This window comes from Faecalibacterium sp. AM43-5AT (assembly GCF_003603345.1).
Classification (GTDB): Bacteria; Bacillota; Clostridia; order Oscillospirales; family Ruminococcaceae; genus Faecalibacterium; species Faecalibacterium taiwanense.
In genome coordinates, this window is record NZ_QVGZ01000004.1 from 110,750 (window position 1) to 127,159 (window position 16,410).

The window sequence follows — 16,410 nt, forward strand, 5'->3', positions numbered from 1 at the left end:
TCAGCCCGGGACTACCGGGGCTGGTTCATTGTCTTGTTTTGTCAGATCCCGGACCGAATTGCGTTCCACCAGTCTGCCCGGCACCACAATGTGGTTGCCGCGGGTAGCGGTGTCGCCGTCGATCTGCCGCATGAGGATGTCCACCGACACGGTGGCGATCTGCTCGATCGGGTGGTGCCATGTGGTCAGTGCCGGCAGCATGTACTGTGCACGGTCAATGTCATCGTAGCCCACCACCGAGACGTCCTGCGGGATCGAAAGTCCAAGGCTTGCCGCCGCGCTGTACACACTGTCCGCCAGCCAGTCACTGAACACAAAAAATGCAGTGGGGCGGTTCGGCGCGGCAAGCAGCCTGCAGGCTTCCTCATATGCTGTGCCGGTATTTTCCGCGCACAGATACGTTACTTCTTCGTCCGAGATACCATATTTTCGGAATGCATCCTGACAGCCTAGGTAGCGTTCTTTGAAGTGCTGCTGGTTCACATCACGGATGAGACATGCCACGCGGCGGTGCCCGTTTTGCAGCAGGCATTCCACCGCAGCACATGCACCGCGGCGATTGTCGTTGGTGACGCAGGCAGCGTCCACATCCATCTCGCGATTGATCAGGATCACCGGCACATCGGTGCTCCGGATCAGGTTACTGATCCGCTCCTGATTCTCATCACAGGCGATCCACACAATGCCCTCTGCCCCGAAGGAGCTGGCGCGCTCAAAGCAGCGGTTCTCCTGCTCTTCGGTGTTGTCCGAGATGCCCAGCAGGATGCTGTAATCGTGCTTGCGCAGATTTTCTTCAAAGCATGTAACCATCTTGGGGAAGAAGGCATTTGTCAAATCCGGCACGATCAGCAGCACCGTGCGGCTTTTGCCGCCCTTGAGGCTGCGCGCCATCTGATTGGGCACATAGTGCATTTCCTCCGCCGCTCGCAAGACCTTTTTCTTGGTCTTGGCATCCACCAGCGGGCTGTCCGCAAGTGCCCGTGACACAGTACTGTAGGATACGCCTGCGTACTTTGCAACGTCTTTGATGGTTACCATACTACCACTCTGCCTTTACTTTAAATATTTACTGGAATGCCGCGCCTTTGCGGTATTCCTGCCAGACTTTTTCAAACCATTCGGTCGTTTCCGGGATCGGCCTGCAGCCGCGCCAGTAGAAGGTGCACGCGCCCTGCGCATACTCCACCTCCTGTATGGTCTGCAGCATCGTTCCATCCTCCAGCACGAAGCGGAAAATCTCCGGCAGCGATCCCAGCGGTTTTTCGCCCGCCGGGTCGCAGATCAGGTAAGAGCCGCGGCTCCTGCCGCCCTGCTGGATGTAATTGCGGATCGCAGACAGATATACGAACTGACTTACCGCCAGATCCCGTAACCGATAAAGTTGTCCCAGAAGCAAGGGAGTGGACAGGGATGCTTCTTTCTCGATGCGATGCAGCTGCTGCAGTGCTTCCTCACACGCTGTCTGTACTGCCTCACGCCCACGGATCACCGCACCGCAGCAGGACATGCGCTCCTGCAGTGCTGCACGCTCTGCAGCCATATCAAAGCTGCCGCCGCGCTGCAGCGCCTGCATGCCAAACTCCATTGCAGCCCAGATCTGTTCCCCGGCTGCCGCAAGCACCTGCTGCTCGTCCGGCGGGGCAAGAGCCGCATCGTGGTGTGCAATGTAGCTTGCCGCTCGGATGCCGCCCACCTGACCCGCGTTCAGTGCCGTGCCGCCCGGGCGGTACACGCCATGGGTGCCGTTCACCTCACCTATCGGGTACAGGTGGCGGATGTTGCTCTGCCACCAGCAGTCTCCTGCCAGTCCGCCGTTGTTGTGCTGGGCACAGATGGCGATCTCCAGCGGCTCGGCGGCAAGGTCGATGTTGTGGCTGCGGTACAGCTCGATGGCGGCGGGGTTCATTGCCGCAAGGCGCTGGATGGGCAGTTCCTGCATGGAACCGGACTCCCGCAGATATTCCAGTGCTTCTTCGCTGAGCTTTGTGTAATCCATTTTGCCATCGGTCAGGGCACAGCGCGGGTTGCGCCGATAATCCAGAAAGACGCGCCGCTTTTTCTGCACCGTTTCAATGTAGATCAGGATGTCGATCAGCGAAGAGCCATAACTGCGGGTCTTGCGCGGGTCAAAGGGCCACTGATAGCCCTTGAGGAAAATCGCGTTGAGCTGGGACTGCGCATCCGGAAAAGCATCTTCCAGAAACTCCCGCTCATCGCCGCCGTTCTCATCGGTGGAGATGTAGCAGGGCAGCACCTGCTGGTAGCTGCCGGAGAGGTTCCAGCGGAACTTGATGGATGCGATGCCATACTGCGACTCGGTAAGGTTTTTGCCCCGTGCACCCGCACGCAGCGCCAGACCCGTGCCTCCGGTCTGCGCCGTGGGGTACACCGAGGTCTTGTACATTCCGGCTTCGCCGCCGGTGGCGTAGATCACATTTGCGGCACCGAACACCGCATAGGTCGGTTCCTGCTTTTTGTATTCCAGCGCCAGCACACCAATTGCCTTTTTCTGTTCCCCGTCCGGTGCCGTGAGGATCTCCAGAGCCTGATAGCCTTCTAGGATCCGGACACCCAGCTCCTTTGCTTCCTCGATCAGCCGTTCGGTCATGTATCTGGAAGTCAGCGGACCTGCCGAAATGCCGCGTTTGAACGGATCGTGGTCCGTTTTGTAGCCCACATACTCCCCATACCGGTTACAGGGAAACGGCACTCCGATATCGACCAGATGGAAAAACGCTCTCGTCGAGACCGCCGCCTCCGCCAGTGCGATATCCCCATCCACGCAGCCGCCATCAAACAGCGTCTGTGCCATCTGACGCACGCTGTCCGGCGTGGTTCCGGAACTGGTAAGCTTATAGTAGGTCTGCTTGTCCGAGCCAGTATTGCGCGAGGTCCCAAAGGTCAGTCCCTCGGTAAGCACTGTTACGTCCTGTATGCCCTGTTTTTTCAGGGCGATCGCGGCATTTAAGCCTGCCGCTCCACTCCCTACAATTATAACATCGCTGCGCCGGAATGTAAATTTCTTCGTTTCCATGATTTGCAGTCCTTTCTGCACCAGCAAGCTTTTTATCCGCCCTTTTGCTGTTCCTCACCTCTTTTTGCTCTGCAGATCACAGGACACGAATGTGGAAACCGCCGTCCACATCCAGATAGTTGCCCGTGGTATACGCCAGTTGATCGCTGCACAGCAGGGAGACCGCGTTTGCCACGTCCTCTGCCGTGCCCCACCGCGCAATGGGAAACGCCCCCTGCGCAATGAGCCTGTCGTACTTTTCCTGCACGGTGGTGGTCATGTCTGTGGCAATGACGCCGGGCCGCACCTCATGCACCAGAATGCCCTCCGGGGCGAGGCGCGCAGCATACAGTTTAGTCAGCATGGACACCCCCGCCTTGGACACGCAGTATTCGCCGCGGTTCAAAGACACCACATCTGCCGAGCAGGACGAAACGTTGACGATGGTGCCGCGCTTGACCCTGCCTTCCATCGAAAGCCCGATCATGTGTTTTGCAATGAGCTGGGTAAAGAACATGCTGCCCTTTGTGTTGACGCCCAGCACGCGGTCGTAGCTTTCCTCGGTCATCTCCAGCAGGTCGGTGCGGGTCTTGGGTGCCACGCCTGCGTTGTTGACCAGAATGCGGATCTCGCCCAGCGTCTGGACCGCTTCCCGGGCAATGCGTGCACGGTCTGCGCTGCTGCCCAGATCTCCGCTGAACCAGTAGAACTCTGCGCCGTCCGCTTTCAGCGCGGCCACCGCATCGGGGTAGCGTTCCTGCGGGCCTGTACTGATGATCCCCACCCGGTATCCGTCTTTTGCCAGCTGCCGTGCTGCCGCAAGACCGATGCCGCGGCTTGCTCCGGTGATCAGTGCTACATCTTTTTTCATCGGATCACTCCACCAGACCTTTCCGCATTTCCTGCTCAAAGCGCTGACATGCTGCCGGGATGCCGTCCGGTTGACGGTACACCGTGTAGACACCGGTGACAAACAGGTTTGCACCGCGCCGGACGCAGGGCTGAACATTGGGATAATTGATACCTCCGTCAATGGAGATCAGAAACTCTTTGCCTGTTTCCTCCCGGAGCTTTGACAGCTCTTCCAGCCGCGGCAGCGACTCCACCATGAACTTCTGCCCGGCAAAGCCCGGTTCCACAGTCATCAGCACCACCAGATCCACCCAGTCCAGATACGGGCGGATCACGTCCACCTGCTGCGAGGGGTTGAGCACGATGCCCGCCTTCATGCCAACTTCGCGGATAGCACGCAGGCTGCGGATCACAAAATGGGTGCTGTCGGCGTGAAAGCTGACATAGTCTGCGCCTGCGGCGCGCAGGGGTTCGATGTAGGCAGCAGGGTCTGTGACCATCATATGCACATCAGCGATCGCCTGCGGGTATTTTGCTTTCAGGTCTGCAACCAGCCGCACCGGATAACAGAGGTTTGGCACATAGTGCCCATCCATGATATCAATATGGAACCAGCGCACCCCGCTGTTCCAGAACTGGCGGATATCCTCTTCCAGCTCCAGCAGGCTGCTGTTTGCAAGCGAGGGACAGTTGATCAACGCCTGTTTCATGGTCATCACTCCAGTTTATCGCCAAAGATCTTCTGCGTGCGCAGGTCCATAAATTTGCGGTCCTCTGCTGTGGTGGACACCATCACATACGCGTAGGTGATGCCGCCGCAGGGGCAGCCCACATTGGGATGGTAGCCGTGGGGAATGGTGATCACGTCACCATCCCGCACCAGTGCTGCCACGATGGGCTGGTCCATATCATCGTACACGAACTGTGCGGCAAAGCCATTGCCCATGCCAAAGTAGACGTACGTCTCCTCGCGCTCCCTGCCGTGCTCGTGGGGCGGCCATGCGGTCCAGCCGCCGTCCGCGCCATGGCAGATGCCGGTGAGGAAGCGGGAGGAATCGAAGGATTCGTCAATGTAGTTCCACACATCGCGGCGGGTGCCGTTTTCCACCTTTCCATACACCTTGTGGCGGCTGTCCTTGTCCACATCCGCAAAGCGAATGTGACCGAACTTCGTCCTGCGGGTACAGGGTGCGCCGTAACGCATCATTACCCCGCCCTCGGAGGAAGTGAAGGTGATGCCGGACTCGATGGGCAGATACAGCATATCCATCTGGACCGCCGTGCCGCTCTGTCCCTCTGTCTGATAATCCACCCTGCCTCCGATGCAGATGAAGCACAGTTCTTCCGCTCCGCTTTCCAGCGCAACAGGCTCCGCTCCCACTTCCACACGCTGTACCGAGGTGTACACCATGCCAAGGTCTGCCGGTTCTTTTTTCGTCAGGATCTCATGCGGTTTGAAATACTGTTTCATAACGGTTCTCCTTTACAGAATCAGGACCTGCGGCATATCCCATGCCTGATCCTTATAATAAAAGGTCTTGTGCGGGAAGATTTCCGTGCGGGTCAGGATCCGGTTTTCGTTCTCCCCCACCAGCAGCATATCCTCGGATTTGAACCCGGTCACCGATGGGTTCCAAGCATAGAGCTGATGTGCCTGCACCTGTCCGGGCAGATCCGGAGTCAGCCGGTTTTCCCGCGTCTGGAAACCGCCCATGCCGCCCTGATGGTGCAGAGCGATCTGCTCGCCTGCCCCCACTTTGGCATAACGCCGTTTCAGCTGTGCAAACAGGGTGCCGTATTGCTTGCCCGGGCGCGTCTCCGAGTACAGCATTGCAGCCACCTGACACGTTTTTTCCTGCGCGGAGAGGAACACCTCCTCCGGTCTGCCAAAGCTAACAAACCGTGTAATGCTTGCATAGAGCCCGTTTTTCTGTGCTCCCATGGACAGCATCATCGTTTTTTTCAGCGGATACGGGCCGCTCAGCGCGTGGCGATAACGTGCAATGTGCTCGTCCGCAGGCGTAAACAGCACATTGGGGATCAATCCGTTCGCCACCGCGCAGCCGGACAGTACGCCGGAAGCTTCCCATTCCGTCATGCCGGGATGGATGAGCAGGACAGCCCGCTCCACCGCGCTGCTGCACAGCGCTGCGACCTGCGCCGCTTCCTGCTCCTGCGTCCCCTGCAGGCAGGAGCGCAGCTGCTGCAGTTCCTCTGCGCAGTCCGCTTCCAGCAGGGGGGCGTTTCCGGCAAGTTCAGCCTGTGCCTGCACGGCAGGCTCTCCGTCCGCCCACGGCAGGGCAAGGATGCGGGGGACATCCCCCACTTCCTCTTCCTGCAGGCGGCGTGCTTCGATGTTATTGGTAATCAAGACCACTTCTGCATCGTTGATCACAGCGGTGCACACCGCGCCGCTGCCTGCGATGCCGATCTGCATCCTGCCCCCAAGCAGCCACGAAAGGTTCATGGGCTGGGTCAGGACGATCGCGCTGTTCCCTCGGCGGTGATACAGCGCACGCAATTGACTTATCCGAGGGTCACACTCCGTCAGCCGCATCTCACATCATCAGGTTGGGCAGCGTCATGCTCAGCGCCGGGATAAAGGTGATCATCAGCAAAACGACGACCATTGTCAGGTAGAAGGGCAGCATGCACTTGGTGACCTTTTCGATCTTGGCACCGCCCACAGCACAGCCGGCATACAGGCAGGAGCCAACGGGAGGCGTCAGCAGGCCGATGGCCAGGTTTGCAATGAGCATGATGCCGAACTGAACGGGATCCATGCCAAACTTCTGCACAACGGGCAGCAGGATCGGGGTCATAATCAGGATCAGCGGAGCCATGTCCATGATGCAGCCGAGCAAAAGCAGCAGAACATTGATCAGCAGCAGAACAACGATCTTGTTGTCACTGACATCCATCAGAATCCCGGTAAACTTTGCGGGGATGCGCAGGTAGGCCATCATCCATGCAAAGGCACCTGCCGCAGCGATCAGACTGTAGATCATGGCAAGGGTCTTGACCGTGTTGTACAGGATCCGGCCCATATCCTTGAGGCTCAGCTGACGGTAGACCAGCGTTGCCACCAGCAGGCAGTAGATGCAGCCGATGGCTGCGGCCTCGGTAGCGGTGAACAGACCGGCAACAACGCCGCCCACAATGATGAACATTGCGCCGATGGCAAAAACAGCGTCCTTGGTGATGACCAGAGCTTCCTTGAACGATACGGGATCACCCTTGGGGTAGTTCCGTTTGATCGCAAAAATGTAGCAGAGCGCCATCAGTGCAACGCCCAGCAGGATGCCGGGCGCATAGCCCGCCAGAAACAGCTTGCCGACCGACACGCCGCCTGCGGTCATTGCATACAGCACCATGTTATGACTGGGAGGGATCAGAAGTCCCTGACATGCACTGGAAACGGTAACGCAGATGGAAAAGTCCTTATCGTATCCGGCATCCTCCATCATGGGGATCTCGATCTTGCCCAGAGAGGAAACGTCTGCAACCGCAGAACCGGAAATGCCGCCAAAGAACATGGAAGCAAGCACGTTCACAAAGGCCAGACCGCCGCGGAAACGTCCCACCAGAACATTGGCAAACTTCAGCAGTCGGTCTGATATTCCGCCTGCACCCATGATCTCGCCCATCAGGATAAAGAACGGGATCGCCAGCAGCGAGAACGAGTTGACGGATTTTGCCATCTGCTGCACCATGGTCATCATCGGGATATTCAGGTACAGCATGGTCGTTGCGGTAGCGATCACCATGGCAAACGTTACCGGCAGGTGGCATATGATCATCACGGCAAATAAGCCGATCAGCAAGAAAACAGCAACAGATTCCTGCATAATTCACCCTCCTGTTATTTTTGTCAGTCGATCAGTTCGCTGCGCTCTGACCGCCATCGTCCAATGACGCTTCCAGCAGCTGATCGCCGTATTGATTCGTATTTTTATACTTTTTCCAGCCCAGCAGATCCAGCACTGCAAAAAATGCCATGAATCCGCCGCCCACGGGGATCATCAGATACAGCATGCCTGCCGGCCACTTCGTAGCGGCAAGGGTGCTGCTCCATGTGCTCATTACGAGCTTTGTGCCAAAGAAGCACAGGAAGCAGCCGACCACAGCCAGGATCATCTTGTTGAGCACATCAAAAAACTTCCTGACGGGCTTCGGGAACAGATTATAGAATAGTTCAATGGCGATGTGCTGATCTTTTTCTTCACCGATCGCCATGCTCAGGAAGGTCATCCAGACGATGAGGAGCAGGGAGACCTCCTGTGCCCACTTGATGCTGTAGCTCAACACGTTGCGGCAGAACACGTCCGTCGAAACGATTACCACGATCACCAGCAGGACCGCCTGCGAGTAGCGCAGAAAAATGTTATATACCATGTTGAACAGCCCAATGAGGATCTGTCGAATCTTTTTCATCGCTTTTCACTCTCCAATCTTGCTTGCAAGGCCGCCCTCATTGCGGACTGCGGCGCATCGCATCCATTCATCAGACGGAATGCCTCAATGCCCTGATACAGCAGCATCCCGTCTCCGGTAAGGGTCGTAAGGCCTGCGGCACGGGCAGCGCGGACAAATGCCGTCTCCAACGGTTTATGGATGATCTCCGCACAGACCGTGGAACGCGGCAGCCGGGTCCAAGGCACCATGTCCACATGCGGCGACGGCGAGTCATTCATGCCCATGCTGGTGGCATTGATGAGGATCTCCGACTGCAGACAGCGCAGCGAGATGCTCTCATCCCCCAGCAGAACAAAATCCAGTTCTGCCTGCGGAAAGCGCTTGCGCAGCGGGCCGATCATCGCCATTGCCATCGGCTCATCAATGTTGCACACGGTCAGGCTGCTGACGCCGCTTTCTAGAAGGGCGTACCCCAGACCGCGTGCTGCACCTCCTGCACCAAACAGGAACACCCGTTTGCCCGCAGGATCTGTGCCGTTTTGCTTCATATTCTGTACAAAGCCGTCACCGTCCGTGTTATAGCCCTTGTAGACGCCGTTTTTGCAGGTGACAACATTGACAGCACCCAGAAAATCAATTTTTTCTTCCCATTCGTCCAGCAGCGGGATGATCGCCGTTTTGTGCGGCATGGTGACCGCCAGCCCTTCAAAGTGCAGCGCACGGGTGCCTTCCACTGCCTTTTTCAGCTCCTCCGGCGTTACACGGCACCCCAGCATCACGGCGTCCATGCCAAGTGCTTCAAATGCCGCGTTGTGCACCACCGGTGAAAGCGCCTGTTCGATGGGGTCTCCGAGGATCGCATAATAACGTGTTTTTCCCGTGATCATAAGTTCTTTCCCTCGAAAAAAACAGGGTGTGCAGGAATCAACAATTCGGAACGACTCTTGACTCCTGCACACCCCTTTGATCGTTTGGCAGCCCTGCTCTGTACCCAGAACCGCCAAATCAGACGCTTTTTAGCCCATTGCCACAGCCTGATTGATGAGGTCCAGATACTTGCCGTCGTTGTAGCTCTCCCACAGCGGCGAGCATGCATCCACGAACTGCTGGAATTCATCGGTGGTCAGGTCTGTGATCACATTGCCAGCTTTTTCCAGCTCAGCACGGACATTTGCCTCGACCTCTGCCCACAGGTCACGCTGGTACACCCAGCTCTCCATTGCAGCATCCGCAATGATCTTGACATCATCCTCGCTCAGTTTCTGACGAAGTTTCTCGCTCATAACCAGCATATCGGGTGCACGGGTATGACCGTCCAGCGTGAAGTACTTTGCCACCTCGCAGTGCGAAACTTCCTTGTACTGGACCATGGAGTTTTCGGCACCGTCAATGACGCCGGTCTGCAGGCCGGAATAGACATCGCCATACGGCATTGCGGTCGCAACTGCGCCCAGCGCCTCGATCATGCTGATCATCAGGTTCGACTCCTGCACGCGAATGTTCATGCCCTTCATATCTGCCGGGGTGTGGATCTCGTGCTTGGAGTTGTAGAAATTGCGGGTGCCGCCATCGTACCAGGTCAGACCGTAAAAACCGGCTTCCTTCATCTTATCGCTGCGCAGGATGTCCATGCCCAGCGTCTCAGCGACCTTCCAGAAATGCTCGTCGTTCTTGTAGATGTAAGGCATGCTCAGCGCATTCAGATCATCCACGAACTCGCACATGGGGCTGATGTTGATGCGCGCAAACTCCAGACCGCCATACTGGCACTGCTCGATGGCAGACTTCTCATCGCCCAGAACGGCATCGTAATAAATGTCGATCTCGATGCGCCCATTGGTGCGCTCCAGAACCAGATCGGACCAATACCGTAGCGCCTGCGAAACGTTGAAGTTCTCCGCATGGTTTGTGGAGCAGCGATATTTTACGGTCTCGCCCGATGCTGCCGTGCTGGAAGTTCCGGCAGTGCTGGATGCCGCAGTGCTGGTAGAGTTCCCGGAGCCGCCGCATGCAGCAAGACCTGCTGCTGCAGCCATGGCAACGGTGCACTTCATAAAATTGCGTCGGGAGATCATCTTCTTCGCCATAATAAAACCCTCCTGTTTTTGGCAATCGGCACAAGCCTTTTTTATTTTCAGGCTGTTCCTTCTAATACAGCCCTGTTCCGTTGTGGTTCAGCGGCCCTTGAAATCCGGGGTGCGCTTTTCGAGGAAAGCGGAAATGCCCTCGCGGGAGTCCGCCGTGGTGAAGCAGTAAGACAGAGCAAGCGAGTCCGTCAGGTCGTTATAGGTAAAGACCGAGCGGTTGATCATCTCCTTGTCCATCGCCATGGTAATGGGTGCCTTTGCGGCAAGCTCCTGTGCAAGCGAATCGGCACCTGCACGCAGAGCGGCGACATCTTCAAACACTTCGGTGACCAGACCATACTGCAGCGCGGTGTCGGGTTTGATGCGCTTTGCACGAAGGATCATGTCCTTTGCGCGGCCTTCGCCGATGATGCGCGGCAGACGGATCGTACCGCCCCAGCCGGGAATGATGCCCAGCGCGATCTCCGGCAGGGCAAACCGTGCATTTGCGCTGCAGATGCGGAAGTCGCAGCACATGGCCAGCTCCAGACCGCCGCCCAGACAATAGCCGTTGATGGCTGCAATGGTGGGGATCTTCAGCCCCTCCACGCGGTTATACACCTTGTAGCCGCAGGTGATCAGATAATGGGCATCGGCCGGCTGATAGCCCGGCGTTCCCATCTGTCCGATATCTGCACCGGCGATAAAGGATTTCTCGCCCGCACCGGTAATGATCAGGCAGCGAATGGAGGGATCTGCCTCCACCTCGTCCAGCAGCTTGTCGATCTGCTCCACGATGCCGGTGTTCAGTGCGTTCATCTGCTTGGGGCGGTTGATCGTCATGATCGCATAGCCCGTTTTCTTTTCCAGATAGATTTCTTCACTCATAGGTACACACTCCTTCTGAATTTTATCGTTCGACAGCGTCTTATGCCATCGGGTTCCTGCTTCAATGCGTCATTCCTTGCAGTGCATCCGTTCCGGGCGGAAGATGCATTCATCCATGATCTTCAGGTCCTCTGCCACTTTTGGACGGAAGTACATCTGTGCCAGAACGTCCTTTTCCAGATCCACGCCCGGCGCGATCTCGGTCAGCACCACACCGTCTTGGGTCAGCCTGAACACCGCGCGCTCTGTGACATACACGACGGTCTGCTGCTCTTCCGCTGCATACTGCGTACTGAAGGTGATCTGCTCGACCGCCGGGACGAATTTGTGGATGCGTCCTTCCTGCTGGATCACAAGCCTGCCATCCTCAATGGCGGTTTTCAGCCCGCCTGTGGTAAACGTGCCGCAGAACACCACCTTCTTTGCAGACTGGGAAATATCAATGAATCCGCCGCTGCCGGAGATCGTCGTCCCGAACTTGCTCACATTGACATTGCCCTGTGCATCCGCCTGTGCCAGACCCAGAAATGTGGTATCCAGACCATGACCGGAATAAAAATCGAACTGCGTGCTTTCGTCCAAAAATGCATCCGGATTGCTTGCCACGCCGAAGATCGCGCCCTGTGCGGGGATGCCGCCGTAGATGCCCTGCTCAATGGTCATCGTGACCTTGTCTGCAAAGCCCTCCTCCGCAGCGACTGCTGCAACACCATCCGGCATACCGAACCCCAGATTGATGATGGCACCCTGCTCCAGCTCCATAAATGCCCGGCGGGCCACGACCTTGCGTGCGTTGAGCGGGAATGCTTTCAGCTGACTGATCGGGATGGTGACATCCCCGCTGAAAGCAGGATTGTACTCGCCCTCCCCGGTCTGCATCTGAGCGGGGTCCACCACAATGGCGTCAATGTATGCCCCGGGGATCCAGACCCGCTTTGCGCTCAGGCTGCCTTTTGCCACGATGCCTTTGACCTGACAAATGACTTTGCCGCCGCTGTTGTGCGCTGCCTGCGCAGCTTCCAGCATATCCAGCCGTGCGGGCTCCTGATCAAAGCTGATGTTGCCGCTCTCGTCTGCGTAGGTGCCGCGGATGACCGCGATGTTGACGGGGAAGGTCTTGTACATCAGATAATCGACGTCATGGATCTTGATGTGTTCCACCAGATCTTCCTTGGTCACTTCGTTCAGCTTTCCGCCCTGCAGCAGCGGATCCACAAAGGTATACTTGCCAACCTTTGTGATCAGCACCGGGCGCTGTGCTGCGATCTCGCGATACAGGTGGCAGATGACGCCCTGCGAGAAATTGTAAGCCTCGATTTCATTGTTGACCGCCATTGCCTGCATCTCCGGCGACCAGCCCCAGTGACCGCCTATGACACGCCTGACCATGCCCTTGTGGGCAAAGCGGGTAACGCCGGCTCTGTTCTTATCGCCAATGCCGGAGGCATGCACCAGGGTCAGGTTTGCGGGATGGCCTGTATTCAGAAAGCGTTCCTCGATTCCCTCAAGGGTGTGGTACGCCTCCATCACACCGCCGCCGCTGCCCGTGATCACTACGGTATCCCCATCCTGAATCAGAGCTGCCGCCTGTTCGCGTGTCATGATCTGCGCCATTTGTTTTGCCTCCTTTTGTGCGGGTGAGAAGCGTGGTTTTTTCCGCACCACCTTCCCCCACCGTCTCTTTTCTCTTATATGCAAACGTTTGCATTCATCCGATAAAATTATCATCGACTCTCCCTCTCCTAAGATCACATTTCTTACGAGTCAGTCTTTCGATGAACTACGTTTGCATTATAGCCCATGCCCAACTATTTGTCAACCAATCCCCGTTATGTTTGTCGGAACGTACAGTATTTCTCGGAATTTTATAGCAATCTGTCCTTTTCACTCTTTTTTCTCTCCTTTGAATTGCTCCAATCCTCCCGCTTTCGGCAAAATCTCTTTGTTGTATGCAAATGTTTGCAGTGTGTTATCTTGTGCAAACATTTGTGCTTTCGCACCAAAGCCTCCGATTCTCCCCCGCTCTCCACGGCTGAACGCCAAGATCATCCATGGTTCTCCTTCGGCACGATCTTCCGGCAGGTTCGTTCGCTTCAAGCACAGGGGGCTCCAGAATGCTTTCAGCATTTTTTCAACGGTCTGCCCTGCACTTGCTTCTTTATGATATGACAGCCCAAATCGTACCGCCATGTTCCACGCTGCCACTGTCGGCAGCGCTCTTCGGATGCTTTCCGTCCCCGCAAATGCAGGGAGCGGAAGGGTGCTCGTTATCCTTCCAAAAAATTGCAGGCAGCACCACGCGCCATCCGGAGGAAGCGTCTGCATTCCCTGATATTCTTCAGCACACAAAAACCGCCCCGGCTTCCGTTGCGGAAACCGGGGCGGTTCGTTTGCTTTATGGGTTTTTATTCGCGCTTTTCAAGCGCCCACACCATCACTTGCGGGGATTCTTGATGGCAGCCTGAGCGGCAGCCAGACGTGCGATAGGCACACGGAAGGGAGAGCAGCTGACATAGTCCAGACCGACATTGTGGCAGAACTCCACGCTCGTGGGGTCGCCGCCGTGCTCGCCGCAGATGCCCAGACCCAGATCAGGACGGGTCTCGCGGCCGTCGTGGGCAGCCATCTTGACCAGCTTGCCAACGCCGATCTGATCCAGATGCTGGAACGGATCGCTCTCATAGATCTTGTTCTCGTAGTATGCGCCCAGGAACTTGGCGGCATCATCACGGCTGAAGCCGAAGGTCATCTGGGTCAGGTCGTTGGTGCCGAAGCTGAAGAACTCGGCTTCCTTGGCGATCTCGCCGGCAGTCAGGGCTGCACGGGGGATCTCGATCATGGTACCGACCTGATACTTCATCTCAACGCCAGCAGCAGCAATCAGTTCGTCAGCAACCTTGACCACAACGTCCTTGACGAACTTCAGCTCCTTGACCTCGCCGACCAGCGGGATCATGATGTGCGGGGTGATCACATGGCCGGTCTCAGCAGAGACGTTCAGAGCAGCCTTGATCACAGCGCGGGTCTGCATGGCTGCGATCTCAGGGTAGGTAACAGCCAGACGGCAGCCACGGTGGCCCATCATGGGGTTGAACTCGTGCAGAGAAGTAACCACGTTCTTCAGGTCATCATAGGTCATGCCCATATCGGCAGCCAGTTCCTTGATGTCCTCGTCCTTGGTGGGCAGGAACTCGTGCAGAGGCGGATCCAGATAACGAATGGTCATCGGGCGCTCACCCATGATGCGGTACATGGCCTCGAAGTCACCCTGCTGGAACGGCTCGACCTTGGCCAGAGCAGCTTCGCGCTCTTCCACGGTACGTGCGCAGATCATCTCACGCACAGCCTTGATGCGATCCTCTGCGAAGAACATGTGCTCGGTACGGCACAGGCCGATGCCCTCAGCACCCAGATCCACTGCCTGCTGTGCGTCGCGCGGGTTATCAGCGTTGGTCATGACCAGCAGCTGACGAGCAGCGTCTGCCCAGCCCATGAAGCGGTTGAAGTTCTTATTGCCGGTAGCGGCCACGGTAGCGACCTGCTCGCCGTAGATGTTGCCGGTAGAACCATCGATGGAGATCCAGTCGCCCTCAACGAACTTGTGGCCATTGATCTCGAAGGTCTTTGCTTCCTCGTCGATCTTGACCTCGTTGTCATTGCCGCAGCCGGAGACACAGCAGGTGCCCATACCACGGGCAACAACGGCTGCGTGGCTGGTCATGCCGCCGCGGACGGTCAGGATGCCCTGAGAGACCTGCATGCCCACGATATCCTCGGGGCTGGTCTCCAGACGGACCAGAACGACCTTCTTCATCTTGCCGGACTTGACCATTTCCTCTGCCTCTTCAGCAGTAAAGACGATCTGGCCGCAGGCAGAACCGGGAGAAGCAGCCAGACCCTTGCCGACAACCTCTGCAGCCTTCAGGGCAGCGGCGTCGAACTGGGGATGCAGCAGGGTATCCAGCTGCTTGGGCTCCACGCGCAGGACAGCTTCCTGCTCGGTGATCATGCCCTCGTCCACCAGATCACATGCGATCTGCAGAGCAGCCTGAGCGGTACGCTTGCCGTTACGGGTCTGCAGCATGTACAGGTGGCCGTCCTCGATGGTGAACTCCATATCCTGCATATCGCGGAAGTAGTTCTCCAGACGGGTTGCGATCTCAACGAACTGATCGTACACCTCAGGCATCTGATCCTTCAGGTGGCTGATGGGAGAAGGAGTGCGCACGCCGGCCACAACGTCCTCGCCCTGTGCATTGATCAGGTACTCGCCCATCAGCTTCTTAGCGCCGGTGGCGGGGTCACGGGTGAATGCAACGCCGGTGCCGGAGCGGTCGCCAGAGTTGCCGAATGCCATCTGCTGAACGTTGACTGCGGTACCCCACTCGTAGGGAATCTCGTTCATCTTACGATAGACATTTGCGCGGGGGTTGTCCCAGCTGCGGAAGACGGCCTTGACAGCCTCGATCAGCTGATCGCGGGGATCCTGCGGGAAGGGACGGCCTTCGTTCTCCTCGTAGATCTTCTTGAAGGTGCCGACCAGTTCCTTCAGGTCGTCAGCAGTCAGGTCAACGTCGTTCTTGACGCCCTTGGCTTCCTTCATCTTGTCGATCTCGACCTCGAACAGGCTCTTCGGGACCATCATAACGACGTCCGCGAACATCTGCACAAAGCGACGGTAGCAGTCGTATGCAAAACGGGCGTTGCCGGTCTTCTTTGCCAGACCTTCAACAGCCTCGTCGTTCAGGCCCAGGTTCAGGATGGTGTCCATCATGCCGGGCATGGACTGACGTGCGCCGGAACGGACGGAGACCAGCAGGGGGTTCTGGTTATCGCCGAACTTCTTGCCGGTGATCTGCTCCAGACCCTTCAGATGCTCAAAGATATCAGCAGTGATCTCGTCATTGATCTGACGGCCGTCTGCATAATACTGGGTGCAGGCGTCGGTGGTGATGGTGAAACCCTGCGGCACCGGCATACCGGCTGCGGTCATTTCTGCCAGACCGGCGCCCTTGCCGCCCAGAGTGTTCTTCATGGTGACTTTGTCGCCGCCGAAAGCATCATTGCCTTCGCTGAAGTAGTACAGATACTTTTTGCTCATGCGTTGTTTACCTCCCATTTTTGACTGCGGAGCATCCGCGCCGCAGCCTCATCGCTTGCCTTGTCTCATTTGAT

The 16,410-nt window shown here is 57.2% G+C and carries 14 protein-coding genes; all 14 read right to left on the minus strand.

The features are described from left to right. The 14 genes from DW937_RS07005 to ppdK all read right to left on the minus strand — a co-directional run bounded on the left by DW937_RS07005 (position 1) and on the right by ppdK (position 16,336). Positions 1 to 1,038: a LacI family DNA-binding transcriptional regulator gene (locus DW937_RS07005; RefSeq protein ID WP_097777195.1), complete on the minus strand. Its 1,038-nt coding sequence runs from the start codon at positions 1,036 to 1,038 to the stop codon at positions 1 to 3. A gap of 28 nt (positions 1,039 to 1,066) precedes the next feature. Next, positions 1,067 to 3,034 (minus strand): FAD-binding protein, encoded by a 1,968-nt coding sequence (locus tag DW937_RS07010; protein ID WP_097777288.1) that lies wholly within the window; start codon positions 3,032 to 3,034, stop codon positions 1,067 to 1,069. 76 nt (positions 3,035 to 3,110) lie between these two features. Then, the gene (locus DW937_RS07015) at positions 3,111 to 3,884 is read right to left on the minus strand and encodes a 3-ketoacyl-ACP reductase (RefSeq protein WP_097777194.1); all 774 of its coding nucleotides are present in this window, start codon (positions 3,882 to 3,884) and stop codon (positions 3,111 to 3,113) included. Positions 3,885 to 3,888: 4 nt separating this feature from the next. Further along, entirely contained in the window at positions 3,889 to 4,575 is a 687-nt protein-coding gene (locus DW937_RS07020) for a ribulose-phosphate 3-epimerase (RefSeq protein WP_120120528.1), read from the minus strand. 5 nt (positions 4,576 to 4,580) lie between these two features. Further along, positions 4,581 to 5,336, minus strand: coding sequence for a 5-deoxy-glucuronate isomerase (locus DW937_RS07025; RefSeq protein ID WP_120120529.1), 756 nt, complete (start codon positions 5,334 to 5,336; stop codon positions 4,581 to 4,583). A gap of 12 nt (positions 5,337 to 5,348) precedes the next feature. Then, positions 5,349 to 6,386, minus strand: coding sequence for a M24 family metallopeptidase (locus tag DW937_RS07030; protein ID WP_165852910.1), 1,038 nt, complete (start codon positions 6,384 to 6,386; stop codon positions 5,349 to 5,351). Between the two features lie 37 nt (positions 6,387 to 6,423). Further along, entirely contained in the window at positions 6,424 to 7,713 is a 1,290-nt protein-coding gene (locus DW937_RS07035) for a TRAP transporter large permease (RefSeq protein ID WP_120120530.1), read from the minus strand. Positions 7,714 to 7,744: 31 nt separating this feature from the next. Continuing rightward, positions 7,745 to 8,299 carry a TRAP transporter small permease gene (locus tag DW937_RS07040; RefSeq protein WP_097777190.1) on the minus strand — a complete coding sequence of 185 codons (555 nt, stop codon included), beginning with the start codon at positions 8,297 to 8,299 and terminating at the stop codon, positions 7,745 to 7,747. Next, positions 8,296 to 9,168: a shikimate dehydrogenase gene (locus DW937_RS07045; RefSeq protein WP_097777189.1), complete on the minus strand. Its 873-nt coding sequence runs from the start codon at positions 9,166 to 9,168 to the stop codon at positions 8,296 to 8,298. The genes DW937_RS07040 and DW937_RS07045 overlap by 4 nt, the downstream gene beginning before the upstream one ends. A 129-nt stretch (positions 9,169 to 9,297) precedes the next feature. Further along, positions 9,298 to 10,368 carry a TRAP transporter substrate-binding protein gene (locus tag DW937_RS07050; RefSeq protein ID WP_120120531.1) on the minus strand — a complete coding sequence of 357 codons (1,071 nt, stop codon included), beginning with the start codon at positions 10,366 to 10,368 and terminating at the stop codon, positions 9,298 to 9,300. 87 nt (positions 10,369 to 10,455) lie between these two features. Continuing rightward, positions 10,456 to 11,235, minus strand: coding sequence for an enoyl-CoA hydratase/isomerase family protein (locus tag DW937_RS07055; RefSeq protein ID WP_097777188.1), 780 nt, complete (start codon positions 11,233 to 11,235; stop codon positions 10,456 to 10,458). Positions 11,236 to 11,304: 69 nt separating this feature from the next. Further along, positions 11,305 to 12,849, minus strand: coding sequence for a CoA-transferase (locus DW937_RS07060; protein WP_097777187.1), 1,545 nt, complete (start codon positions 12,847 to 12,849; stop codon positions 11,305 to 11,307). Between the two features lie 270 nt (positions 12,850 to 13,119). Beyond that, positions 13,120 to 13,425: a hypothetical protein gene (locus DW937_RS07065; RefSeq protein WP_207666635.1), complete on the minus strand. Its 306-nt coding sequence runs from the start codon at positions 13,423 to 13,425 to the stop codon at positions 13,120 to 13,122. A 244-nt stretch (positions 13,426 to 13,669) separates the two neighbouring features. Further along, a complete protein-coding gene (gene ppdK, locus DW937_RS07070) occupies positions 13,670 to 16,336 on the minus strand; it encodes a pyruvate, phosphate dikinase (protein WP_120120532.1) in 2,667 nt (888 codons plus the stop codon). Positions 16,337 to 16,410 lie beyond the last annotated feature (74 nt).